Here is a 25733-nt window from a genome sequence, read left to right as displayed (position 1 = left end):
TTACACCGCTTCCTGTTTTCGCCTTATATAGACCGATAATAACATAAATACAGCCAGGTAACCGAGCAGCAGCAGTACGGCCTTCCACGACGGGGAATCTCCCGCTACAATCGCCCAGGCTCCATCTCCATAATTGTAGGACGGCAGCCAGTGTCCGATCTTCTGCATCAGCTTAGGCATAATCTCCAGAGGCATCCACATGCCCCCGGCCACCGCCAGCCCCATATAGAGCACATTGCTCACCCCGCTGGCCGTATCCACCCGCTTCATGGACCCGATAATCGTACCCAGCGCCAGAAAAGGCAGAGAGCCCGCAAGCAGCCACAGTCCGCTAAGCAGCCACTGCGCTGCTGTCAGCGATACCCCGTTAATCAGGTACCCGGCTGCGAAAATGCACAGAACCGAGAACAGATGCATGATGCTCTGACCGAACATTTTGCCGAAAAAATATACCGAAGACGGCAGCGGAGTAATGCGGATAAACGTATTCCAGCCCTGCGTCTGCTCCTGCACCAGCCGGACGCCGAGGGTCATAATCGCCGAGCCCATCACGCTGAAGGCCGCCATCGACATCAGATAATGCGCCTGCCACTGCTTCGTATCGTCCGTCCCCGTATTCACCACCCGGGTGAAGATGAAGTAGAACATAATCGGCATGAGCAGCGACCAGAATACATAATAGGGATTGCGGATAATCCGCAGCAGCTCTGCCTTGCACTGGGCTATCATAGGGTTCATCATACTGCCGCCTCCTCTTGATTCAGGGTCAATTGCTCGAACGCTTCATCCAGCTTCCCCTGGTCGATCCGTACATCCTGCACGGCCAGCCCGTTCACGAAAATAGCCCGCAGCGCCTCATCCGTATTCCCTGTCGACACATGCAGCCGTCCATCCTTCTCGTAGCAGCCTTCCACGGCTGGCAGCTCCAGCAATTGACCGCGCAGCAGCGCCGGGTCGCCGGACGCCAGGAAGGACAGCGACTTCTTGACCAGTCTCGCCTTAATCTCATCCGGGCTTCCGTCCGCCGCCAGCACTCCCCGGTTGAACAGCAGAATCCGGTCCGCGATATCCTCCGCCTCCTGCAGATAATGGGTGCTGAACAGAATCGTCTTGCCCTGATCGGCCAGTCCCCGCACCCTCTCCCAGAAATGCCGCCGCGCTGTCGTATCCAGCCCCACCGTGGGCTCGTCAAAAAACAGCAGATCCGGGTTGCCCGCCAGCGCCAGCGCGAAGCTGAGACTGCGCTTTTGTCCGCCGGAGAGCTTCTCCGCATAGCGGTTCAGATCCGCCTCCCCCAGCCCCGTCGCCTGAAGCAGCACCTCCATCTCCATGGGCTGCGGATAATAGCTGCGGATCAGGGCCAGAAGCTCCCGGACCTTGAGCCGGTCCATGACACTGACCTCCTGGAGCATGGCTCCGGTCCGCTGCTTCACTCTGACGTCTGCCGGCTTAAGACCGAACACCTTCACGCTGCCCTCCGAGGGCTCGAGCAAGCCCAGAAGCATCGCCAGTGTAGTGGTTTTGCCGGCTCCATTAGGGCCAAGCACCGCTGTGATCGAGCCGCGGCTAATCGTAAAGCTCACCTGCTTCACCGCTTGCTTCTCCTGGAAGCTGCGGCTGACATTGTTCATTTCAATGACATGTTCCATCGTGTATCCCTCCGTGTCCTTCTGCCCTCTTGGCTATATTGCTATAGTACCGGAGACCGGAGAGAAGCATCAGTATGGACTGTCACCGATTCAAAGTGACAACTGTCACCCGGGCAACAAGTGGAAACGGCTTTGCCGGTCTTTTAAAGGACGGTAGCGTTTCAGCGAGAAATAGAAGGATAATTTATCATGTGAAACATATAAATTCTTATATTTAAATAAAGCGCTCCTGTCCACGATTCCGTTATCGTAGCAGGAGCGCCTCCGTGTGCATATTACTCAAACCTCAATTGCCCAATCGCCTGTTCCAGCATGCCGTTCAGCGTCTCCCCTCCGGGAGGGGCGCTTACCCAATGGAAAACCGCTGTGCGTATCGCTGCCATAAGCAGCGCGGCCAATAAATCCGGGTACAGGTCGAGCTTCACATCCTTGTGTGTACGCTCCGATATCACCTTGGCGAGCTCCCGCTCAATCTCGATCTCCACCTTCCGTGTCGCGCCGAACAATGCAGGATCATCGCGGAGGAGGACGATGCGTGCATACCACTGCCGGTCTGTAGTCTCAGCGAATCCGTCAAGCACAGCGGCGCGGATGGAGTCCTGAAGCGGTTCACCTGAAGGACGGCTGGCAAGGGTAGCCGCTATCCGCTCGGAACGCTGATAGGCATTGCCGACAATAGCAGCCTCTTTGGACGCAAAATAGTTATTGAACGTCCGCATGGAGACATTCGCAGCTGCGGCAATATCCTCCACCCGAACCTGACTGGCCCCTTTCTCCATGGCAAGTCTGCAGGCTACATCACTTAGCGTCCGCCTGGTCTCTTCCTTCTTGCGTTCTCTCAAGCCCGGTTTCTCAGTCGTCATGTCCGTCTATGTCTCCATTCCTGTATGTAGTCAATTCTATATGTAATCAAAGGCCTGCGGTGCTGAAAGTTTCAGCACTACAGACCCTGGTATCATTCTGCGGAATGGTTTACTGCGCCACTGGAAGCTGAATGTTATAATCCAGCACCTCGTCCAGCCAGTCAAACATCACCTGATAGCTGAGCGGCAGATTGTTCAGTTGGCAATGCAGGTCGGCACCATCCTCTTCCGTCCCCTTGAATATCGCATTCTTCTCATTCGGAGCCTTCTCGTAAGTGTCTATCGCTTGCCGCTGCATCTCAGGATGCTCTGCTTCCGAATACATGGAGAGCAGGGGACATTTGACGTCCTTCGGGTCCACTTCGATAGCTTCCCTGGCTACATGATACCACTCGGCAATACTATCGAAGCCGTGCGACCAAGCCGATCCGGCGAATAGAACCTGGCCGGTATAGGGCATCTTCTTGCTCTGCTCCGCCGCTTCTTCCGCGGTGCCCCGCAGGAATGAAGGCATCCCGCGTTCAATGAAGGACGCCATGGAGTATACCGGGGAGTTCGGTACTGCCGCTGCGAAGCGGTCGTCACAGCTGGCATGCACCATCGTCTTGGCCCCGCCATAGCTCATGCCGCTGACCACCAGCCGCTCAGGATCCACATCCGGACGGGCCAGGACGAAATCCGTGGTGGCTCTGTAGACATTATGCAGTTCCTCGCGCGGGAAGTTCCGGGCTGTCGCCTCAGGCTCATAGAATCTGACACATACATCATAAGGAAGGTCTACGATCAGCGCGTTGTATCCCCGGTCAATAGCCGCTTGCCCTCCGAGAAAATAGGTATCTTCCTTGTGCGTCTCCCCGCCGTTATGGAAAATAATCGTTGGCTTAGGCGCATTCCCGTGCTCCGCCTTCAGGAAGCAGCCCGGGAACTTATACCCCTTGTACTCCACCTCGACCCACTCATGGGGAATCTGCTCAGACTTCGCATCAAGCGCCTTACGGAAGCATTCCACACTTTTTCCGTGATACCGAACGAAATCCGGTTCACCGGGAAAAGCTCCATAGAAGGCTGCCCTGTAATACGAATGGGCACGAATGAATGCCTCACCGGCGCTGATCAGATGCCCTTTCTTCATGCAGCGCTCTGCTGTTGCCTCGATTTTAACGGCTTCCTTCTCGAATTCAGTCTTCCAGCTGGTTAAAGAGCCGGGATCGATGTTCCTTGCAAGCTTGAATACTTCCCCCTGTGCCACACCGCCGCAGTATACGAACGACAGCAGCCACTGGAATGTGAACTCAATGTCATCCCGCTCAAAGAATACCTTGTGCGTCAATCGTGCAGCCACCTTTGTCTCTTGCCCATCTACCTGTACCATACCATTCTCCTCCTTCTCCAATCTATCCTTTCAAGATCATCCACAGCAGACACAGCCGCGAAGCGGAAGAGGGAATCAGGCTACGGCGCGATTCCGGGCCCGGGTGTTGGCGTCCAGCGAAATTCGGTCTCTAACCAGATTTTAGCACTTTCCATATTTTTGCGCAACACGCAATATTTCTTTTGATGCAATTTTTCAATACGTGCAAAATAATCAAATGGGGGAATAGTATTCCGCTCGCTTCGTCTCACTCACCTTCAATCGAACCCACTGTAATCGGTTTTCCACATACATTCGCCCCGCTCCCCCCCCGCAGTTGCACATTGTATGTTGTTTTCCACATACATTCACCCCGCTCACCCTTGCAGTTGCACATTGTATGTTGTTTTCGGCATACATTTACCCCGCTAACCCTTGCAGTTGCACATTGTATGTTGTTTTCCACATACATTCGCCCCGCTAACCCTTGAAGTTGCACATTGTATGTTGTTTTCCATATACATTCGCCCCGATCACACGCAGTAGCACATCTTGGCGACGTTCTGCCTATCTCTGGCCAATTTTGATGGTTTTCACTCTCACCAACCGCTTGTATGGAGCAACATTGTTGCAGTTTTTGCAGGATTTCTCCAGACATCTTACTGGCTGCGGTGCAATGTTGCATCATTTGCAGGAATTTTGGTATTTTGAGCAGGTTAGCTCTGACATTGTTGCATTTGGTGCAGGATTTCTGCATAGGCCGCTTATATTGGACAGCATTGTTGCATTTCTTGCAGGAAATTTCAATATTTGTTACTGGATGTGGCGTATTGAGCCTGCGTACCTTCGCGCCAGACCACTATGTTCGGTTAATACGAAAATAAAAGTCGGGATGCGACTGATGCACCCGACTTATTTTCATTCCTGGGGGCGACAAGGCCTCTGTCTTGTCATGCCTGTTTTTCGCATACATTCGCCCCGCGCCCCTCCAATCCAAAAAAAGCCTCCCCCGCGACCACGGGGAAGGCTCACCAAATCTCTACCTCTGCATGAATCCCTTGCTAAGCAGGAATTCCTTCATGTGCAGCCGGGCAGGCTGAGCCAGCCGGCCGGCCATCATCTCCGACCAGGAGGCTGCGCTCTGGCCGCCGGTACGCTCGCGCATATAGTCGCTGGAGATGGTGTCGTATACGCGGGCCTGTTCCACTGCGGCTTCGGCATTGTAGCCGTTATGATGCAGCACCGCTGCCTGCGGCAGGCGCGGGCGGATGCCGTTCACGGCGGCCGGATACCCGAGGCACATGCCGAAGACCGGATAGACCAGCTCTGGCAGGCCGAGCAGCTCAGATACAGCGGCGATCTGATTGCGGATGCCGCCGATGTAGACAATGCCAAGGCCAAACGATTCTGCGGCAACGGCAGCATTCTGCGCGGCCAGCGCCACATCGACAGTCGCTACAATCAGATTCTCGGCCGTGTCCTCATAGGACGGCTTCTCCTCCAAATGCGGAGCAGACGCTTCCCGCAGCCGGTACAGATCCGCACACCAGACCAGAAAGACCGGGCACTGCTCGATGTACACCTGATTGCCGGATAAGGCAGATAACTGGGCTTTCAGTGCTGGCTCCGTTACAGCAATAACTGTGTACGCCTGGACATTGCTGGAGGTCGAAGCCATCTGCCCCGCTCCAATCACTGCTGCCAGCAGTTCGTCACTAACCGGCTTGTCCTGGTACTGGCGGACAGAGGTATGACGGTTCAACAGCTCAAGGGTTTCATTCGTGGGTTTCATTATCATCCCGCCTCTCTTCACTCCTATATAAGCCTATTATGATCCCATTTCGCGGCTCAGACAACAAGTGGGGCTTCCTTCCAGCCTCTTCCTCCCTCTTTCGACTCTTTCGACTCTTTCGGCTCTTTCGACTCTTTAGCCTCTTCCGCCTCTAAGGCCTTTACCACCCGCTCCCCCGCTTCACCTCCTGGACTATCTCCCGGATTCCCTCATCAATCTGCGTAAGCCCCGCCCGGGAAATACTGATGCGCAGGAATTTGTCGCGACTCTGGTAACCCGGCAGATAGAAGCCGTTCCCCGGCACCACGTGGATCTTCCGCCCGGCCAGGCGCTTGACCAGACGCTCCAGGTTGACGGTGAGCGGCAGCTTGAACTGGATATAGATGCCGGAGCTGTCCGCAGAGGCTTCGATGATGCCTTCCGTATTATGCCGCCCAAGTGCTTCGTATACCGCGCGGATTTTTTTGGCGTACATAGCTTTGATCTTGTGCCTGTGATGCCCGTACATCCCGTTCTTGATGTATACCTCAAGCGCAGCCTGCGACAGCAGCGAGGTATCGGTGTAGCCTTTATAGGAGCGGAAGGTCTCCAGCAGTGGCTGCGGCACCACTACCGCACCGAGCCGGAGGCCCGGGAAGATGATTTTGGAGAAGCTTTTGAGATAAATGACATGGGAGGTCTGGTCATACGCATAGATCGGGTCATAACGCCGTCCGATCCCCAGATCCGCCATATAATCATCCTCGGCGATATAGACATCGTACCTTGCTGCCAGTCCGGCAATGGCCTTGCGTTCCTCGGTGCTGTACGTTGTCCCAAGCGGATTGTGATATCTGGGCATCGTATAAAAAAACTTGAATCTCCCGCTGGCGAACCGCTCCTCCAGCTCCTGCAGGTTGATGCCGGCCGCCGAACGCCCGATTCCGCTCACCGGCAGCCCCTCAGCCTCCAAATACCGCAGATAGATATCATATCCCGGCTGTTCTACCAGAATCTCCGTCCTGCCGCCGGGAAAAGGCATTCTGGCCAGAATCTCCAGCGCCTGCTGTATCCCGGAGGTAATCAGGATCGACTCCGCCTTGGCGAACACCTGATACTCCGCCAGATGCGACACCAGGGTGCGGCGCAGTGTCTCCAGCCCCAGCGCATCGCCATAGGTGAACAGATGGTATTTGTACTGGTCAATCGCTTTATTGAGGCAATGCTGGAAGTCCAGGTACGGAAACACGTTCAGATCGGGCGAAGCCGAAGCAAAATCAACCGCCCCTTCACCCCCCGCCGCTGCCGAATCGTCACTCTTGTCCACCATGTAATAGCCGCTCTGCGGAATAGAGTAGATCGTATGCGTCCGCTCCAGCTCCCCGTAAGCCTTCAGAATGGTACTGACGCTGCAGCCATAGATTTCTGAAGCACTGCGCACAGACGGTAGCTTATCCCCGGGGCGGTACTGCCCTTCCTTCATCTGCCGCTCCAGCTCTGTGATCACCTGATGATACTTGTTCATCGCCCGCCTCCGTTCGCCGTCATTACCATGCTATGCCTTGTATTTTATCCTATTATTCTTCCCTTATTATATAGGGATCGCTGCAAACTGTACCGGTACAGTTAAGGAAACCTTGTATTGTTGGTGTACGCCTTTTCCTTTAATTTTAAAGTAATAGATCGAATGTTTACAGCATCCAATCTTCACTAACCTACAAGGAGATGTACCCATGCACAAACAAGGACTCAAGCTGGCCTACAGCTTCGCCGTACTCAATGCGGTCATTATCGGCTTCTCCTTCCTGTTCACCAAAGTGGCGCTCGTTCATGCCGGGCCGCTCGACACGCTGACCTTCCGGTTCGCCGCCTCTTTTGCCGTCATGTCGGTTCCGGTCGCCCTCGGCTGGGTAAAGGTTTCCTACCGGGGCAAGCCGATGGGCCGGGCCCTGCTGCTCGCCGCGATGTACCCGCTCGGCTTCTTCACCCTGCAGGTCTTCGGACTTCAGCGCGCCACCTCAGCCGAGGGAGGCATCCTCTATTCGTTCACTCCGGTGGTGACGATGATCATCGCCTCGATTTTCCTGAAGGAGAAAACCACCCTGCTGCAAAAGCTGTGCATCTTCCTCTCGGTATTCGGCGTGGTATTCATCTTCGTCATGAAGGGAAGCGGCATTCAGCTGTCTAATATGACCGGGATTGTGCTGCTGTTCATGACTTGTCTCGCTTTTGCCGGGTACAGTGTGCTGGCCCGCTCTCTCTCCAGCCACTTCAGCCCCGCTGAGCTCAGCTACCTGATGATGGGGGTCGGCTTCGCCACCTTCCTGATCATCTCGCTCACCGGTCATACAGTCAGCGGGACGCTCGGGGAGTTCCTGAATCCGCTGGGAAGCGCAACGTTTGTCCTGTCCGCCGTATATCTTGGGGTGGTCGCCTCGCTGGTCACAACCCTGACTTCAACCTATATTTTATCCAAAATCGAGGCCTCACTCATGAGCGTCTTCACTAATCTGTCCACCATCGTATCCATTGCAGCCGGAGCGGTCTTCCTGGGTGAGCAGATTACGGTCTATCACTGGATCGGATCCTTCCTGATCATCGCCGGGGTCATTGGCACGAACCTGCTTGGCCGGAAAAAGACCGCTGCAGCTTCCGCAGCAGCCAGCGAATAGAGTAGCTTAGACTTCATTCGCCTATCCATTCAGCTTCTTCGATAACAAGCGGAAACGGTACCGTCCTTTTAAAGGACGGTACCGTTTCCGCGAGAAATAGAAGGATAATTTATAGAGTAAAATATATAAATTCTTATATTTAAATAAAGAATCGCCGGCAGATACACTCCGGCGATTCTTTGAGTTGCGGCCTTCTGTCCGTCCGGATGACTCCGGCTGCGGCAGGCCGCATAATTCTTATAGCTTGACGCGCTGTAGCCGCAGCGCATTCAGTACAACCGACACCGAGCTGAAGGCCATCGCGGCTCCGGCCAGCCAGGGCGCCAGGAAGCCGAGCGCTGCAATCGGGATTCCGACCGTATTGTAGGCCAGCGCCCAGAACAGATTCTGCCTGATATTACGCATAGTCTTGCGGCTCATCAGGATCGCATCCGGGATGCTCATCAGATCACCGCGCATCAGCGTAATATCCGCCGCCTCCATCGCCACATCCGTGCCGGTGCCGATCGCCATGCCTGTATCCGCGGTCGCCAGCGCCGGAGCATCGTTGATGCCGTCGCCTACCATAGCCACCTTGACCCCGCCGCTCTGGAGCCTGCGAATCTCTTCCGCCTTGCCCTCAGGCAGCACCTCCGCCAGAACCGTGCGGATGCCCGCCTGATCCGCAATCGCCTGGGCCGTAATCTTGTTGTCTCCAGTAATCATGACAACGTCGATGCCCATGGCATGCAGCCGGGATACCGCCTCACGGGAGGTCTCCTTGATGGTGTCAGCCACGGCAATCACTCCCGCTACCGCATCATCGACGGCTACCAGCATCGCTGTTTTGCCTTCCTGCTCCAGCTTGGTCATGATCCCTGTCCACGGCCCGATATCCAGCCCGTTCTCCACCATCATCCGCCGTGTGCCTACGCTTACCTTCTGGCCGTCCACTACCGCCGACACCCCGCGCCCCGGTACCGCCTCGAACTGGCCCGCAGGCGGCAGATCGATTCCTCTGCCCTGTGCTCCGGCCACAATGGCCTCCGCCAGCGGATGCTCCGAGAGCTTCTCCGCAGCCGCTGTTATGGCCAGCAGCCGGTTCTCGCCAAGCACCCGGCCTTGTGCAGCTATTGCTGTAGTCGCTACAATATCGGTCAGCACCGGCTTGCCGTTGGTCACGGTCCCGGTCTTATCCACGACCACTACCTTCACGCCCTGCGCAGCTTCCAGATGCTCCCCGCCCTTGAACAGAATGCCGAACTCAGCAGCCCGCCCGGACCCGGCCATAATCGAGGTTGGCGTCGCCAGTCCCAGTGCGCACGGACAGGCAATGACAAGCACCGCAATGGCTTTTTCCAAGGCCTCCGCGAACTGACCGGGCGCTCCCCAGATATACCAGACACCAAACGTTACGGCAGCAATACCGACCACAATCGGCACGAAGATCCCGGAGATGACATCGGCAACCCGCTGAATAGGCGCCTTCGAGCCCTGCGCTTCCTCCACGACTCTGATGATCTGTGCCAGCGCCGTATCGCGGCCGACCTTGCGGGCTTTGACCCGCAGCATTCCGTTCTTGTTCAGCGTGGCTCCGATAACGGAATCCCCCGGCTTCTTCTCTACCGGGATACTCTCGCCCGTGAGCATGGATTCATCGACGGAGGATAGCCCCTCTACGACTTCACCGTCTACAGGCACCTTCGTGCCGGGCTTCACCAGCACAATATCGCCGATCACTACATCCTCCACCGGAATACTCAGCTCTGCACCGTCCCGCAGCACCAGCGCTGTCTTGGCCTGCAGCCCCATCAGGCTGCGGATCGCATCTGATGAACGCCCTTTGGCCAGCGCCTCAAACCATTTGCCCACCAGAATCAGCGTGATCAGCACCGCGCTGGTCTCGAAATACAGCTCCACGGTATGGTTCATCCCGCTCATTTTCAGGGAATCGATCGTCAGGTACAGGCTGTAAAAATAAGCCGCAGAGGTGCCCAGCACCACCAGCACATCCATGTTGGCACTGCCGTTCTTCAGCGCCTTATAGGCGCTGACATAGAACTGCCAGCCGATCACAAACTGAACCGGGGTAGCCAGCACAAGCTGGAACCAGGGATTCATGAATAGCTCAGGCGTCCAGATCCACGTAGTGAACGAGAAGTGGCCTGCCATGGCCCAGAGCAGCGGGAGAGATAACAGCGCGGAGATCATCCACTTATTCCGCTTGCGTGTAATCTCTTCGCTGCGCTGCTCCGCGATATCCTTCCGGTCCTGCTTAAGCGCCGCCTTATAGCCGATGCTGCTCACCTTATCCATTATCTCGGCGGTACTGATATTACCCGGCGAGTACTCCACATGCGCGGTCTCCAACGCCAGGTTCACATTGACCGCAGCAATCCCCGGCATCCGTCCCAGCACCTTCTCAATCCGTGACGAGCAAGCCGCACAGGTCATTCCTGTGATATCGAAATCCGCCGATTCCTTTAGCGTATCATAGCCCAGAGAGCGGATTTTTTCCTCCATCTGCGGCACATCCATAGCCGCCGGGTCGAAGCCCACCGTAGCCTGTTCCAGCGCCAGATTGACATTCGCCCGGGTCACCCCCTCCATGCGGGACAAACCCTTCTCGATCCGCGCCGCACAGGCGGAGCAGGTCATGCCGGTAATCTGCAGCGTTGCCTGCTGCTGCGGGGCGGACTCTGCACTCTTTTCCATCCTCATGCACCTCCATATACCCCCAAGGGGTATATTTATTTTGAAAAGAAAAGGCATTGGCGCCCGGCCCTGTACCCCAGGGTTCCCTGCTCCAAGCCCTTATATTACACCCTTAGCTTACACTACGTCGTAGCCCTGATCTTCAATAGCAGCCTTGATCTTATCCAGGCTTACCGTATTCTCATCGAATTCAACCGCCACCGTCTTCGCCGGCAGATCCACCTTCGCCGCAGCGCCTACGCCGCTAACAGCCTTCTCTACAGCACTTACACAATGACCGCAGGACATTCCTTCAACATTCAGTGTTACATTCGACATTTGAATAACCTCCTAATTGTTGTTGGTATACGCATAATTTGTGTTCATATTCGACAGCCAGCTATATAGATTTTGATACGCGAGGAAGGGATGGCTGTGCTTGATTGTACTTTGTACAACAGATACCGGATAAATCAGCCTCCAAATCGAATCTATTGTATTTTGTACATTAGATTTTCAACTTTTAGGCACTTTAACCTTATTTCCCTGACTTCAATTGTACGGAATACAATAGAATAGGTGTTTGGATTGTTTAGCAGGAATTCTATTGCACTAAGTACAATCAGACCTTTGGTTGTTTCTTCTTCCTCACCACAGCCTGGAGAACTTGAACTATTAAATCCCCTACAAAGGTGATCTTCACCGTTCCATTTCTCCAGGCCCCACCTTTATTTCATCAGCTTGTTCACCGTGACCAGCAGCTCATCAATCACCTCATGCTCACCGGCTTCGATCCGTTCGATAATGCAGCTCTTCATATGGCCTTCAAGCAGCAGCTTGCCGACACTGTTCAGGGCCGCCTGCACCGCCGCCAGCTGATTCAGCACATCATCGCAGTAGGTATCGCGTTCAATCATGCCTTTCACACCGCGGATCTGCCCTTCAATCCGGTTCAGCCGGGTCGTCAGCCCATTCTTGAATTCCGGGGAATGATGACTCTTGCGGTCGCCGGAAGCAGAAGAATGGCAGGCTTCGGCGCAATCTTGTCCGGCAGGGTCCTTCTCATTTGTAGACACAGGAATCAGCCTCCTTATGTACCAATATAATATACCCCCCATGGGTATGTCAAGACCTTAGCGGACAAGTGCCCTCCGCCCCTCCTTCAGATACTTTGCCCTATTGCAGCTGGAATAAAGGACCGGCCGATAAGGAATACCAAGTACACGCATGCAAGTTCCCAAGCAGATCCCAACCCGTCTGTCCTCCTGAAAAAAACAATTGCCACCCTATTCAAATTTGAATATAATAAAATTCCATTGAATTTTAAACATAAAGGAGCTTAACATGCACACCAAAGAAAGTAATCTCAAGCTCGTCATTGTCGGACTGCTGCTCGGCATTCTGATGTCGGCCATGGATAATACCATTGTTGCCGCAGCTATGGGCACGATTGTGTCCGATCTTGGAGGACTGGATAAAATCGTCTGGGTCACCTCTGCTTATATGGTCATGGTTATGGCCGGCACCCCGATCTTCGGCAAATTGTCCGATATGTACGGGCGCAAGCGGTTTTTCATCTTCGGGCTTATCGTGTTCCTGATTGGCTCCGCCCTGTGCGGAACGTCGGCGAGCATTACCCAGCTCAGTATTTACCGTGCGATTCAAGGGATTGGCGGCGGTGCACTGATGCCGATTGCCTTCACGATTGTCTTCGACATCTTCCCGCCTGAGAAAAGAGGCAAGCTCACCGGACTCTTCGGCGCTGTCTTCGGGATCTCCAGTGTGATTGGGCCTCTGCTTGGTGCTTATATCACCGAATATATGAGCTGGCACTGGATTTTCTATATTAACCTGCCCATCGGGATTGTCTCGTTCTTCCTTATTATGACCTCCTACAAGGAATCCATATCGCATTCCAAGCAGCGGATTGACTGGGGCGGCGCCTTCACCCTGGTGGCAGGGATTATCTGCCTGATGTTCGCCCTGGAGCTTGGCGGTAATCAGTATGCCTGGGACTCTGCGGCCATTCTCGGACTGTTCGCTGCGTTCGCCGTGCTTCTGATCGCCTTCATTGTCATTGAAAAATTCGCGGCAGAGCCGGTCATCTCCTTCGCCATGTTCCGGGGGCGCCTGTTCGCAACCAGCAGTATCCTGGGGCTGTTCTATGGTTCGGCATTCATCGTAGCAACGGTATATATCCCGATCTACGTCCAGGGGGTATACGGCGGCTCGGCCACCAACTCCGGCCTGATTCTGATGCCGATGATGATCGGTACCGTAATCGGCAGCCAGTCCGGCGGCCTGCTTACCACCAAAACGAGCTTCCGCAACATCATGCTGCTGTCAGCAGTCTGCTTCGTAGGCGGGATCTACTCCCTCAGCACCTTGACCCCAGAGACCTCCCGGATGGCGCTTAATGCCTTCATGGCCCTGACCGGCTTCGGAGTCGGCTTCTCCTTCTCCGTGCTCAGCCTGTCTTCGATCCAGCATTTCGACATGCGCCAGCGCGGCTCGGCAACGTCCACCAGTACCTTCATGCGCTCGCTCGGGATGACGCTGGGGATAACGATCTTCGGCATCATCCAGCGTAACCACTTCGCCTCCGAGCTTAGTACAGCCTTCGGAGACAGCGGCCAGGCCGCTTCCTTCGGCGACCCGCGTTCCGCGTTGACGCCCGAGGCCAGAGCGCAGATTCCGCCGCCTGTACTGGAGAAAATCACGAACTCACTGTCTTCGTCGATCTCGCATACCTTCTTGTGGGCCATCGTTCCGGCGGTGCTTACGGTGGTCTTCGTCCTGCTGATGCCGAAGGACCGTCTGCTGCCGCAGGGCAGCCAGCACGGTGCAAATCAAGGTCAGCGGTAAGCCCATGCCGATGAAGCTGCTGATTCTGGGACTTCTGCTGGAGCGGGATATGCATCCCTATGAGATTACCCTGGTCATGAAGGAACGCTCCATGGATCAAGTCATCAAGCTGCAGACCGGTTCCTTATATTATGCCGTTGACAAGCTGGCCGCAGGCGGCCATATCGAGGCGGTAGAGATTATCCACAGCCCGGACCGGCCGGATAAGACCATCTACCGCATTACGGATAAAGGCAAAGAATTGATGGAGCAGCTCATTCTCCAGCAGATTAAAAAAAGTGATCCACCCTATCATCCGCTGTACATGGCCCTGGCCCTCGCGCGTCATATCGACCAGGGCAAGGTGGCGAAGCTGCTGGAGGAACGCATCCGGGAGGCGGAGCATCAGGTGAATTATGCCTACCAAGTATACGAGGAGCATATCTCCATCGTGCCCCGCTCGGTGCTGCATATGATGTACGGCAGATATGAGCATAGCCAGACCGAGCTGAAATGGCTGAAGCGCCTGTATGAGGATGTAGCCGTCCGCAAAATGAATGATATCGGCAGACCGATTATCGCAGACTAAAAGAAGTAGATAGCCGATGTGATTGTTTAGCGAAGACGATATGTGTTTATTAGCAAGTGGAAACGGCTTTGCCGACCTTTTAAAGGGCGGTACCGTTTCAGCGAGAAATAGAAGGATAAGTTATCGTGTGCAACATATAAATTCTTATATTTGGAGCAAACCGCTGGCGAGCGGCTTGGGCATCCGGCTGTACTACAGTTTGTATTCGTGCGGTGTGCCGGCCCCGCCCTGGCGGATACTCTGGAAAGGGAAGTGAAGCCGCTATGAGCGATGATAAAAAGCCGATCAGAGACGAGCGTGACCACCCGGAGCAATACCCTACAGACAAGCCCAGCCTGTTCGATGTAGATGAGAGCGAGCAGCATGTGGACCCGATACCGGTAGAGGACCTGACTCTTGAGAAAGAGGAAGAGAAGGATAAAGAGACCACAAAACACCGCTCCTCCAGTGACAAGAGATACCACACCGGGTTCTAAAGATGTATGCTTTTCCGGTAGTATCATCGGAGCATTACAAGCTTAATGGTATGGAGGGATCACATTGCTGAGAGCGTTACCCCTTAACCGGCGCGGCATACCTGCCAGCCGTATCGCCCTGGGCTGCATGGGGCTGGGCGGCGGGTGGGACCGTGAACCGGTCACGGCTGCGAACATAAAGCAGGGACACGAGGCGCTGGATGCGGCGCTGTCTATAGGTATTAATTTTTTTGACCATGCGGATATCTATACCCGGGGCAAGGCGGAGAAGGTGTTCGGGCAGATCTTCAAGGAGCGGCCGGGGCTGCGCGAGGACATTCTCCTCCAGTCAAAATGCGGCATCAAGCTGATGGAGCCAGGCGATATCTCCAATAGCTTCGACCTCTCCAGGGAGCACATTCTGTCCAGCGTCGATGGAACTCTCGCACGGCTGGGCACAGAGTATATTGATATTCTGCTGCTGCACCGCCCCGACCCGTTAATGGACCCTGAAGAGGTGGCGGAAGCACTCCATCAGCTCAAGGCCTCCGGCAAGGTGCGCCACTTCGGCGTCTCCAACATGAGCGCCGCCCAGATCCAGCTGTTACAGACTTATTGCGACGAGCCGTTCATTGTCAACCAGCTGCATATGAGCCTGTCCCGGATCAGCTGGGTCGACGCCGTACTCAGCGTGAACCGCGACCCGTGGAAGGACATTACATTCCCGGAGGGCACCATGGAGTATTGCCGCGCCGGGAACATCCAGCTCCAGGCCTGGGGCCCCCTGGCCCAGGGACTCTTCAGCGGACGGCCGCTTGAAGGCCAGCCGGAGAAGGTTGTGAATACAGCAGCCATGGTACGGAGACTCGCTGACGAGAAGGGCACGACACCCGAGGCCATCGTACTGGCTTGGCTAATGACGCATCCCGCAGCCATCCAGCCCATCATTGGCACCGTGAATCCGCTGCGGATCGCCGCCTGTGCAGACGCAGACCAGGTAGAGCTCTCACGCAAGGAATGGTATGAGCTGTACGTCACCTCCCGCGGGGAGAAGCTTCCTTGAGATTGAATTTTACTGGAAATTACATGATTGAACAGGTTCAGATTCAGCGAAACCGGACATTTTCATAAAATAGCGGAGAGGTACTGTCCTTGTATGGACAGTACCTTCTTTGTGTCGAAATACGCTAACCCTATCGTTTAGCCAACTGGTGCAGCATCCGAATTATACTCGCATACATTGAGTCCGATTACTTTCCTCATTCCCGCTCGCCGCCCACTTTTGCCCCATTCAGGGGCACTTGTGCCCCTCATTTCCGCTCGCCGCCCACTTTCGCCCCATTCAGGGGCACTTATGCCCCTCATTTCCGCTCGCCGCCCACTTTCGCCCCATTCAGGGGCACTAATGCCCCTCATTCCCGCTCGCCGCCTACTTTCGCCCCATTCAGGGGCACTAATGCACCTCATTTCCACCTCCCGCCCACTATCAGCGGATAACTCCTATGCACTTTACCTCCCCCTCGTCTCCCCCTCACCTTTCTCTGCTCCTCCCAGCCACGCTCGCCGACCGTTCTTTATAATGAACTTTTGTGAAAAACAGCGATATCGTCAGATAAATCGAGATATCCCATACATTTCGTACTTTATTGCGAACATTCCGCTGAAAATAACATTTTTCTTTTCTCAGCAGCACAGTGTATGATTTGCTTACGATATCGTTCTTTATTAAGAACGAATATAACGAATTATTCATTAGCAACTCGAGAGGGGGCTTAGCTATGTACCCCAGATCTGCCAAGCGGCGCAAACGGAAAACCAGGAAGCTCGGCCTGCGGATTCTGCAATCGGGTATGGCCATATCTGTGCTCCTGATGTACACCTCAGGCCAGATCGGCAGCACCTATGGAGAGTTCAACACCTCCCAGGAACAGATCAGCTCCATCGGGCTGTGTTCGGTTTTCCCGGGTCAGATTGAGCAGTTGTTGTCGGAATTCAGCGGGCATCTAAACACCGTCATAGAGCTGAAAGCTTCCCTTGGCAGCCATAGCATCAGCGGAGTGTATAACACCTCAGTCGCTGCCGGAGAGCTGTCGCTTGCAGAGCTGGATCAGGCTGCGGATGAACTCTCGTCCGAGCTCACTCAAGCTGGCAGCGAGATCGACCTGCTGGAGAAGCAGCTGAGCTTCAACGGGACGGTCTGGCAACAAATTCTGCAGGAAATCGGCCATGCAGCGGCCATTCTGCACAAGCTCGGAGGGTATATGATGAATCTCGACCCTAACTGTCTGGAAATCCGTGATGCACAGTTCTTCGACCAGCTTCAAGAGAGTCTTCATCAAAGCGGGATTCTGTCGGAATCGCTGGCGGAGACGTTAAGCGGAATTGTAGAGTACCTTGGCTCGATTCATGATTTCGGCGGATCTTTGCCTACAGGCAATCCAGACCGCGTCTTGCTCCGGCAGCATGACTCTAGCTTCCCCGCCGAGGAGCCTATCCTCTCATTCGTAACCAGCGCCTACCAAGCAGATTCGCAGGTATCTCCCGCGCTGCTGACCACGTATGAGCAGTTGAATACCGAATTAACGGCGTCCAAGGATACCCTGTCCTCCACAATTCACACCTTGCAGGAACGGCTGGCAGAAATCGCTGAGGCCAAGACGGCCCTGGAGGACAAGGCGAAGGCACAGCAAGAGGAAGAGGAACGCCTGGCGCTTGAAAAAGCCGATAAAGCCAGAGCGGAGGAAGCCCAGCGGCTCGCCATAGAGAAGCAGAAGGCTGCTGACGAAGCGCTGAAGCTGGAGCATGAACAAGCCCAGAACCAGCCGACCGCAACCAGTCCTCCTGACAAAAGCCAGCCGACAGAGGTGCCCGCTCCCGAAGCGCCTGTAGAGGACAATCCAGTCCCCACAGCTTCTTCAGCAGCAGAGGTTATTCCCACTGCCACTCCGGCGTCTGAGATTCTTTTACCGGAGGCAACTCCAGATCCATTACCCGGCAGCGTAATTCCAGGCACTGTAATGGACGGCGCGCAGCCTGCTCCTACAGCTACACCGGCTCCACAATCCGACACCAGCAAAGGCGGCGAATAAGATGCGCATCCGAAAAATAGCCAATACGATAATTTCCACTCTGATTCTAATAGTGTTCCTGGTGCTGATCACAGCCGTTGTGATCTCCAAGGCCTCCGGCGGCGAGCCCTCCTTCTTCGGCTACCAGATCAAGACGGTATTATCCGGCTCCATGGAGCCCGGCATCCAGACCGGTTCCATTGTGGCCATTAAGCCGGGCGGGGATATGACCCGGTTCCAGAAGGGCGATGTGATCACTTTTCTGAATCCCGATAATATTCTGATTACCCACCGCGTGGTCGATGCCGAGCTGAACAGTGCTCTGGGGGAAGCCAGCTACACCACCAAGGGCGACAATAATGATTCAGCCGACACCGCAGCCGTCAGTTCCACGAATGTGGTAGGTGAGTACACCGGCGTGACCGTCCCCTATGCGGGCTATGCCATGAGCTTCGCAGTCTCCAAAGCCGGAAGCGTAGTGCTGATGATTATTCCCGGACTGCTCCTGCTTCTCTACGCGCTGTATTCTTCCTGGAAGGCCGTTGCAGCACTGGAAAAGAAGAATGCCCCGTCATCCGCAGCCAGCAGCGGCGGGCCGGATACTCTGACTGATCTCGTACAATGATCAATTGTTCTCTCCCGTTTACGAAACGCGGAGCCACAATACAGCTTGCCGGAAGCACCGGCTATGCACAAAGCAGACTCATAAGAGAGGGATGAACAAATGAACGTCAAAAAAACATTAGGTCTCGGCGTTGTATCGGCAGCATTAGGCTTAACCCTGGTCGGCGGAGGCACCTTCGCTTACTTCAGCAGCACTTCTACTTCCTCAGCTTCTTTTAACAACGGAACCCTATCACTGCAATCTGACCCCTCCGTCATTGTTAATCTCAGCAATCTCAAGCCGGGTGATACGGTCTTACGGGACTTCAAACTTAAAAATGACGGGACGCTCAATATTCCCAAAGTGGTACTGCGCACCTCATCGGCCATTACAGACGCCCAGGGAGACAACGGCTCCCATAATTTCAAGGATGATATTATTGTGACCTTCCTCGTGAACAAGGATAAGAAGGAATCGCCGCTCCTGGTCATCTCGCTGGCCGATCTGGAGCAGGAGAGTCCCGATCTGGTGGCCCGGGGAATTCTCGGAGCGATCTTAGGCGGAGAGAAGTCCGGCATCAAAGCCGGCACCTCGGATAACCTGACCATCCAGTTCGCCTTCAAGGAGACCCTCCAGCCGCAGAACTATTATCAGGGCGACACGCTTGCACTGACTCTGAATTTCGAAGCCAACCAGGAAAAAGGCACGCTCAAATAATTCCACAAAAACAAACCATTCGAGGAGGAAATAAATAATGGGTATCAAAAAAACATTGGGTCTTGGCGTAGCATCGGCAGCACTGGGCTTGTCTTTAATCGGCGGGGGCACCTTCGCTTACTTCAGCTCCACAGCTACCAGCACGGCAACCTTCGCAGCGGGTACGCTGAAGCTCGGCTCTTCCTTCAATACTCCGGTAGCGCTGACGAATCTGAAGCCGGGAGACTACACCGTCCGCACCTTCACCTTGTCCAATGACGGCACACTGGATATCAAATTCCTCAAGCTTGCCACCACTTACACCGTGACCGATGCCAAGGGCGATAACGCGGGCCAGGATCTCGGAGACCACTTCAAGGTCAAGCTCCTCGATAATACGTACACCGGCGGATCATTAAGCGGTCATGTGCTGTCCGAGATCTCCCTGAAGGATCTGAAAAATACCCCCAGCTACGATCTCGTAGCAGCAGGTGTACTGCCAGGAGGGATTGCCGCCGCCGGGTCCAAGACCTTCAAGATCGCCTTCGAATTCGTAGACAACACGCTCGATCAGAACATTTTCCAGGGTGACGGCTTAGCTCTGAACTGGACCTTCGATGCTCTTCAAGGAGTGGGAGAAGCCAAGTAGATCAGGGGCCAGCCTATACAAGTGAAAATGGCTTTGCCGTCCTTTTATTAGGAAGGCAGCGTTTCAGCAATCCATCAAGACGGCATATCCTCCCTCATCCGGGCCGGGTATGCCGTTTCTTTTTTCCCGCTGCCGGGTTCAAGGATTTTTGTCCGTTTTGCGGATTTTTGTTATACTGACAAGAGAAAACGGCTTTGCCGGCCTTCGAACGGGCGGTACCGTTTCAACGAGAAAGATAAGGAGAATGTATAGCGCGAAGCATATCACTTCTTATTTTTCACCAAAAAAAGTACGGAGGGCGTTGTAATCGTGTCAGATACTATGGGAAGCCGCATCCACAAACTCCGGCTGGAGAAGGGCTATTCGTTATCCGAGCTTGCCGATAAGGCTGATGTGGCGAAATCATACCTCAGTAATGTGGAACGGAACATTCAATCCAACCCCTCCATTCAATTCATCGAAAAAATCGCTGACGCGCTTCAGGTATCCATTCATGCACTGTTGTATGGCGGACTGGCAGAGACGGAAGAACAGGCTCTGGACGGGGAATGGTTCCGGCTTGTTCAGGAGGCCATGGCCTCCGGTATAAGCAAACGCGAATTCAAGGAATTCCTCGATTACCAGAAATGGCGCATGGAACAAAAGGACAACTAGACGGGCATTATATGCCACAGGGAAGACTCCGCACGGCAGGGAGGCCGCCTTCGGCGAAGGCAGCCTTTCAAGCGGCATACAGAAAAGGCACAGCGTACCGGACGCTGTGCCTTTTCTGTATGTATCGCAGCAATGATGACCGCCCTTACATCGCCTGGAGCGCCTTCTCACTTAGAAACCGGCGGATATCCTCCGCCGCGATCCCCGCCTGCTTGGCAGACATCAGCAAGTGCACCCATTCTAAATCCAGATCTACTGCCTGCAGCTCGTCATTCCCCTGGTTGGACATATCCAAGAAATCTCCTCCTAGAATTTTCGCGTCCCCAGGCAGTCCGGCCATCATAGTAGTATTGCTACTTTGTAGTATTTCTACTTTAGATCCGAGACTTTGTGCCCCTGTCTTTCGGCAGGTTTACCTTTTACTGGACCCTTTCCATCATGAAAGGATCTGGCAAGAATCGATGAAACCGTTCTCCGCAATAACATTATACAAGATCATACGCAATTAGTGTGTCGTTTTCTGGAATTTTTTTATGAAAAAATGTGAGGAAACTTAGCTGAAATTGCCAGCGGCTTGTATAAATATTTCCAGTTCCAAGTTCAAACACTAGCTAATAGTTTAATTATACTAAAGGGAACCCCATCCGCCCCGACTTGCCGCTGCACGCAACATCGTATAGAGACAATTACCCATTTGTATGTATAACGGGCTGTTATATGAGTTTTTTCTATTTATGATAGTTCCGTATGAATACTGTAATGAATCATGCCAAATTGCGAACGGATTGACCGAAAGTATGAATTGATTACCCCGCCGGAAAGTAGCACAATAGGATGAGAATGAAACCGCAAACATTTGCAGCTCCGCCAAGTGGCACACTGGATGCCTCGCGTGGAGTTTATCCGTTAGGAGGACCTATTCATGGCAGTCAAAGAGCCCTATAACGACACAGTATGGAGCAAATACTACGGCCCCAACCTGGGCTACATCCAAGAAAGATATGAGCAATTTGTCAAGGACCCCTCTTCTGTTGAACAGCATTACCGCGATCTCTTCACCGTATCCGGCCCCCCTCCACTGGCACCCGATGCCGAGAGGGCTCCAAGGCCTGCCGTATCAGCAGATGCCGAGTGGCTCAAGAAGGCTGTCAAGGCCTCGAAGCTGATCGCCAATATTCGAATATATGGCCATATGGCCGCAGACATTGACCCGCTGGAGCGCAGCACGAACCCGATGGCCAAATGGCTGGAGCTGGAGACCTACGAGCTTACCCGTGAGGATCTTAATGCCCTGCCCGCTTCGCTGATCTGGGATAATGCCCCTGCGGATGTGCATACCGCGATGGATGCCGTCCACAGAATGCGCCAGGCCTATACACAGACCATTGCTTATGAATTCGGGCATGTGCATGATGAACGCGAGCTGCGTTGGCTCAACAGCCAGGCGGAATCGATGACCTCCCCTGCCCCGCTGAATAATACAGAACGCAAAGAGCTGCTGAAGCGGCTGGTTCAGGTGGAGCATTTCGAGACCTTCCTGCACAAGACCTTCGTCGGCCAAAAGCGCTTCAGCCTGGAGGGCAATGATGCCCTTGTGCCGATGCTGGATGAGATTGTGCGGGCTGCCGCGCATGACGGCGCCGAGCATATCCTGATGGGTATGGCCCACCGCGGAAGACTTAATGTGCTGGCCCATATTCTGGGCAAGCCTTATGATATTATTTTCTCAGAGTTCCATCATTCGCCGAACAAAGAGCTGTTCCCTTCGGAAGGCTCCATGGGCGTGACTTACGGGTGGAGCGGTGATGTGAAGTACCATCTCGGGGCTGACCGTGCCGTCCGCGAAGGCGAAACCGTACGTACCCGGATCACGCTGGCCAATAACCCCAGCCATCTTGAATTCGTCAATCCTGTAGTCGAGGGCTTCACACGCGCCGCACAGGAAGAACGCAACGCTCCGGGACTGCCTAAGCTGAACACAAGCAAGGCTATGGCTGTGCTGATGCACGGCGATGCAGCCTTCCCTGGCGAAGGTATTGTGGCTGAGACGCTTAATATCGGCAAATTGCAGGGTTATCAGAATGGCGGTACCGTGCATATTATCGTCAATAACCGGATCGGCTTCACCACCGAGAGCGAGGATTCCCGCTCCACCCATTATGCCAGCGACCTGGCCAAAGGGTATGAGATTCCGGTTGTGCATGTCAATGCCGATGACCCGGAAGCCTGCATTGCCGCAGTCCGTCTGGCCAGCGCTTACCGCCATATGTTCAAGAAGGACTTCCTGATTGATCTGATCGGCTACCGCCGCCACGGACATAATGAAATGGATGATCCCGAGACGACCCAGCCGATTGTGTACGGCAAAGTGCGGAACCACCCTACTGTGTACCGTGCTTATGCAGAACGCCTGGAGCGCGAGAAGGTAATCACAGCCGATGATCTGAAGAACATGATTGCCGAGGCTGAGAGCGTCCTCCAGCAGGCCTTCGATCAGATGAAGGAAGGCAAGCAGAAGAATGCGGAGTCCAAAACCGCCGTCGCGCTGGATAACAGCAGTCCCCAGCAGCGTCCGACAGCCTTCCCTCTGGCCGGTCTGCAGGAAATTAACCGCGAGCTGCTGCGCGTACCGGCGGGCTTCAAGGTCTATCCGAAGCTGGAACGGATTCTGCAGCGCCGCAAGGATGCGCTGAATGACGGAGAGCGGGTAGACTGGGCACTGGCAGAGACACTGGCCTTCGCGACCATCCTGAAGGATGGCACGCCGATCCGCCTCAGCGGACAGGATTCACAGCGCGGCACCTTCGCCCACCGCCATCTGGTGCTGCATGACAGCGAGAACGGCGAACTCTATTCTCCGCTGCATCAGCTGAGTGATTCCAGCGCTTCATTCGGCGTCTACAACAGTCCGCTGTCCGAGGCCTCTGTCCTCGGCTTCGAATATGGTTATAACGTGTTCGCACCGGAGACCTTCGTCATCTGGGAGGCTCAATATGGCGACTTCGCCAATGCCGCTCAGGTCATTATCGACCAGTTCATTTCCGCCGGCCGTGCCAAGTGGACGCAGCGCAGCAATCTGACAATCCTGCTGCCTCATGGCTATGAAGGCCAAGGACCAGAGCACTCCAGCGGCCGAATGGAACGGTTCCTCCAGCTCTCCGCCGAGGAGAACTGGACTGTAGCCAACCTGACCAGCGCTGCGCAGTATTTCCATCTGCTCCGCCGTCAGGCCGCGCTCTGCGGACAACCGGATGCCCGGCCGCTGGTGATCATGGCGCCGAAGAGCCTGATCCGTAACACGCGCAGCACCTCGGCGGGAGCGGATCTCGCTTCGGGCACCTTCCAGCCGGTTCTTCCCGAGCCGCTGCTCGGCAGTAAGCCGGAAGCCGTGAAGCGCCTCGTGGTATGCAGCGGCAAGGTGGCCATCGACCTGCAGACGGAGCTGGAGGCAACGCGCGGACAGGACTTCTCCTGGCTGCACATTTTGCGCATGGAACAGCTCTATCCGTTCCCGGAACGCGAGCTTGGCGCTCACCTGAGCAGCTTCAGCTCTCTGGAGGAGATCGTCTGGGTGCAGGAAGAACCGAAGAATATGGGCGGGTGGACGTATGCCGAATCCCGGCTGCGCGCCATCGCACCGCAGAAGGTCACTGTCCAGTATATCGGCCGTCCGGACCGTTCCAGTCCGGCCAGCGGCTACGCAGATGTCCACAGCTTCGAGCAGCGGCGCATTGTCCGGGAAGCCCTGAAATTGAATGCTGCAGTGCAAGCACCTGTACCGTCTTCCTGAGCACAGCAAGGCGGTCATCCGATATCACGCACACCACTATATTTGGGGAGGTACGGCCTGTGTCCGAGATAAAAGTACCCGATTTGGGCGAATCGATTTCCGAAGGAACGATCTACAAATGGCTGGTTAAAGAAGGCGACACTGTCGGCCAGGGAGATGTGCTTGCCGAGCTTGAGACCGACAAGGTCAATCTCGAGATCAGTGCGGAGGAGGACGGCGTCATCTCCTCCATCCTGCGCCAGGCGGGCGAGAACGTTGCCGTTGGCGAAGCCATCGGCATCATCGGCAGCGCCGCCGGGGCAGGTGCTGCCAGCGGGGGCAAGCCTGCAGCAGATAATGCTCCGCAGAGCGGCAGCGCGCCTGCTGCTGCCGCAAGTACCGCAGCGGCTGAACCGGCCGCTGCGGTAACGGCTCCAGCCGCCGCCGAAGGTGCGGCGGCAGGCACTGCGGCCCTGGCTTCGCCGGGGGCGCGCAAGCTGGCGCGGGAGCGGGGCATCGACCTCGGCGAGGTCAGTGCCCGCGACCCAATCGGCCGGATCGGTCAGGCCGATGTGGATGGTCATGGCGCAGCCGGGCCGCAGGCCGCTGCGCCAGCAGCTCCGGCGGCCGCGCGGCCGGAGCCGGCGAAGCCCGCGCCGCCGGCAGCGGGCAAGGCGCCGCACGCCGAGGACGGCAAAGCCACCGAGCGCAAGCGCATGTCGCGGCGGCGGCTGACGATTGCCAGCCGCCTGGTCGAAGCGCAGCAGACGGCCGCGATGCTGACCACCTTCAACGAGGTGGACATGACCGCCATTCTCGACATCCGCAAGCGCCGCAAGGATGCCTTCAAGGAGAAGCACGAGGTCGGACTCGGCTTCATGTCCTTCTTCACCAAGGCCGTCATCGGCGCGCTCAAGGCTTACCCGATGCTGAACGCCGAGATCGACGGAGAAGATCTCCTGCTGAAAAAATATTACGACATCGGCATTGCCGTAGCTGCCAAGGAAGGCCTGGTCGTACCGGTCGTCCGCGATGCCGACCGGCTTAGCTTCCCAGAGATCGAGCGGCGTATCGGCGAGCTGGCCTCCAAGGCGCGCGCCAATACGCTCAGCCTGCCGGAGCTTCAGGGCGGCACCTTCACCATCACGAACGGCGGAGTGTTCGGCTCCCTGCTGTCCACACCGATCCTCAATACCCCGCAGGTCGGCATTCTCGGCATGCACAAGATCCAGCTGCGCCCCATCGCGCTGGATGAGGAGCGCACGGTCAACCGTCCGATGATGTACATCGCCTTGTCCTACGATCACCGGATCGTGGACGGATCAGAAGCGGTCAGCTTCCTGGTCAGAGTCAAGGAATTGCTGGAGGACCCGGAATCCCTGCTGCTGGAAGGCTAAGCCCCCGGCCCATCGCTTCTCCAACCATT

The 25733-nt window shown here is 55.3% G+C and carries 22 protein-coding genes and 1 riboswitch; of the genes, 12 read left to right on the top strand and 10 right to left on the bottom strand.

Annotated features, from left to right (window positions below; genetic code table 11):
- The 6 genes from MKY12_RS00480 to MKY12_RS00455 all read right to left on the bottom strand — a co-directional run bounded on the left by MKY12_RS00480 (position 1) and on the right by MKY12_RS00455 (position 7159).
- Positions 1 to 738: an ABC transporter permease gene (locus tag MKY12_RS00480; protein ID WP_209877392.1), complete on the bottom strand. Its 738-nt coding sequence runs from the start codon at positions 736 to 738 to the stop codon at positions 1 to 3.
- Positions 738 to 1649 (bottom strand): ABC transporter ATP-binding protein, encoded by a 912-nt coding sequence (locus MKY12_RS00475; protein WP_339312460.1) that lies wholly within the window; start codon positions 1647 to 1649, stop codon positions 738 to 740. The genes MKY12_RS00480 and MKY12_RS00475 overlap by 1 nt, the downstream gene beginning before the upstream one ends.
- Positions 1650 to 1924: 275 nt before the next feature.
- Complete coding sequence (locus MKY12_RS00470; RefSeq protein ID WP_339253138.1) at positions 1925 to 2512, bottom strand: TetR/AcrR family transcriptional regulator; 588 nt, start codon at positions 2510 to 2512, stop codon at positions 1925 to 1927.
- A 109-nt stretch (positions 2513 to 2621) separates the two neighbouring features.
- Positions 2622 to 3884 carry a prolyl oligopeptidase family serine peptidase gene (locus MKY12_RS00465; protein ID WP_339312459.1) on the bottom strand — a complete coding sequence of 421 codons (1263 nt, stop codon included), beginning with the start codon at positions 3882 to 3884 and terminating at the stop codon, positions 2622 to 2624.
- 1018 nt (positions 3885 to 4902) lie between these two features.
- Positions 4903 to 5655 carry an oxygen-insensitive NADPH nitroreductase gene (gene nfsA / locus MKY12_RS00460; RefSeq protein ID WP_339253136.1) on the bottom strand — a complete coding sequence of 251 codons (753 nt, stop codon included), beginning with the start codon at positions 5653 to 5655 and terminating at the stop codon, positions 4903 to 4905.
- Between the two features lie 160 nt (positions 5656 to 5815).
- Positions 5816 to 7159: a PLP-dependent aminotransferase family protein gene (locus MKY12_RS00455; protein WP_339253135.1), complete on the bottom strand. Its 1344-nt coding sequence runs from the start codon at positions 7157 to 7159 to the stop codon at positions 5816 to 5818.
- 208 nt (positions 7160 to 7367) lie between these two features.
- On the opposite strand from MKY12_RS00455, the gene MKY12_RS00450 reads away from it, so the two are divergent.
- A complete protein-coding gene (locus tag MKY12_RS00450) occupies positions 7368 to 8306 on the top strand; it encodes a DMT family transporter (protein WP_339312457.1) in 939 nt (312 codons plus the stop codon).
- Positions 8307 to 8543: 237 nt separating this feature from the next.
- On the opposite strand, the gene MKY12_RS00445 is transcribed toward MKY12_RS00450, so the two are convergent.
- From MKY12_RS00445 to MKY12_RS00435, 3 genes are all read right to left on the bottom strand, one after another.
- Entirely contained in the window at positions 8544 to 11000 is a 2457-nt protein-coding gene (locus MKY12_RS00445) for a heavy metal translocating P-type ATPase (RefSeq protein ID WP_339312455.1), read from the bottom strand.
- Between the two features lie 117 nt (positions 11001 to 11117).
- On the bottom strand, positions 11118 to 11318 hold the full coding sequence (locus MKY12_RS00440) for a copper ion binding protein (RefSeq protein WP_036732845.1): 201 nt from the start codon (positions 11316 to 11318) through the stop codon (positions 11118 to 11120).
- Between the two features lie 389 nt (positions 11319 to 11707).
- Positions 11708 to 12055 carry a metal-sensitive transcriptional regulator gene (locus MKY12_RS00435; protein WP_036732850.1) on the bottom strand — a complete coding sequence of 116 codons (348 nt, stop codon included), beginning with the start codon at positions 12053 to 12055 and terminating at the stop codon, positions 11708 to 11710.
- A 268-nt stretch (positions 12056 to 12323) separates the two neighbouring features.
- Here MKY12_RS00435 and MKY12_RS00430 point away from each other — a divergent pair, with 268 nt between their 5' ends.
- From MKY12_RS00430 to MKY12_RS00390, 9 genes are all read left to right on the top strand, one after another.
- The gene (locus MKY12_RS00430; RefSeq protein WP_339312454.1) at positions 12324 to 13844 is read left to right on the top strand and encodes an MDR family MFS transporter; all 1521 of its coding nucleotides are present in this window, start codon (positions 12324 to 12326) and stop codon (positions 13842 to 13844) included.
- Entirely contained in the window at positions 13822 to 14412 is a 591-nt protein-coding gene (locus tag MKY12_RS00425) for a PadR family transcriptional regulator (RefSeq protein ID WP_327196509.1), read from the top strand. The genes MKY12_RS00430 and MKY12_RS00425 overlap by 23 nt, the downstream gene beginning before the upstream one ends.
- Positions 14413 to 14675: 263 nt before the next feature.
- A complete protein-coding gene (locus MKY12_RS00420; protein ID WP_339253130.1) occupies positions 14676 to 14888 on the top strand; it encodes a hypothetical protein in 213 nt (70 codons plus the stop codon).
- A 64-nt stretch (positions 14889 to 14952) separates the two neighbouring features.
- On the top strand, positions 14953 to 15930 hold the full coding sequence (locus MKY12_RS00415; RefSeq protein ID WP_339312452.1) for an aldo/keto reductase: 978 nt from the start codon (positions 14953 to 14955) through the stop codon (positions 15928 to 15930).
- A 715-nt stretch (positions 15931 to 16645) separates the two neighbouring features.
- Positions 16646 to 17956: a hypothetical protein gene (locus MKY12_RS00410; RefSeq protein ID WP_339253128.1), complete on the top strand. Its 1311-nt coding sequence runs from the start codon at positions 16646 to 16648 to the stop codon at positions 17954 to 17956.
- Position 17957: 1 nt separating this feature from the next.
- On the top strand, positions 17958 to 18560 hold the full coding sequence (locus MKY12_RS00405) for a signal peptidase I (RefSeq protein WP_339253127.1): 603 nt from the start codon (positions 17958 to 17960) through the stop codon (positions 18558 to 18560).
- Positions 18561 to 18659: 99 nt separating this feature from the next.
- Positions 18660 to 19256, top strand: coding sequence for a TasA family protein (locus MKY12_RS00400; RefSeq protein ID WP_036732870.1), 597 nt, complete (start codon positions 18660 to 18662; stop codon positions 19254 to 19256).
- Between the two features lie 37 nt (positions 19257 to 19293).
- Positions 19294 to 19884: a TasA family protein gene (locus MKY12_RS00395; RefSeq protein WP_036732873.1), complete on the top strand. Its 591-nt coding sequence runs from the start codon at positions 19294 to 19296 to the stop codon at positions 19882 to 19884.
- Positions 19885 to 20205: 321 nt separating this feature from the next.
- The gene (locus MKY12_RS00390) at positions 20206 to 20538 is read left to right on the top strand and encodes a helix-turn-helix domain-containing protein (protein ID WP_036732876.1); all 333 of its coding nucleotides are present in this window, start codon (positions 20206 to 20208) and stop codon (positions 20536 to 20538) included.
- Between the two features lie 145 nt (positions 20539 to 20683).
- Here the strand turns inward: MKY12_RS00390 and MKY12_RS00385 are convergent, their stop codons facing one another.
- A complete protein-coding gene (locus MKY12_RS00385) occupies positions 20684 to 20827 on the bottom strand; it encodes an anti-repressor SinI family protein (RefSeq protein WP_143803895.1) in 144 nt (47 codons plus the stop codon).
- A gap of 34 nt (positions 20828 to 20861) precedes the next feature.
- A riboswitch (cyclic di-GMP riboswitch) is annotated at positions 20862 to 20965 on the bottom strand.
- A gap of 495 nt (positions 20966 to 21460) precedes the next feature.
- Here MKY12_RS00385 and MKY12_RS00380 point away from each other — a divergent pair.
- Complete coding sequence (locus MKY12_RS00380) at positions 21461 to 24328, top strand: 2-oxoglutarate dehydrogenase E1 component (RefSeq protein ID WP_339312450.1); 2868 nt, start codon at positions 21461 to 21463, stop codon at positions 24326 to 24328.
- A 59-nt stretch (positions 24329 to 24387) separates the two neighbouring features.
- A complete protein-coding gene (gene odhB, locus MKY12_RS00375) occupies positions 24388 to 25704 on the top strand; it encodes a 2-oxoglutarate dehydrogenase complex dihydrolipoyllysine-residue succinyltransferase (RefSeq protein ID WP_339314730.1) in 1317 nt (438 codons plus the stop codon).
- Positions 25705 to 25733 lie beyond the last annotated feature (29 nt).

The organism is Paenibacillus sp. FSL M7-0896, from assembly GCF_037975415.1.
GTDB classification, from domain to species: Bacteria; Bacillota; Bacilli; order Paenibacillales; family Paenibacillaceae; genus Paenibacillus_AQ; species Paenibacillus_AQ silagei.
Note: the sequence above shows the minus strand (reverse complement) of the source record. Positions and strands in the feature narration are given on the sequence as shown.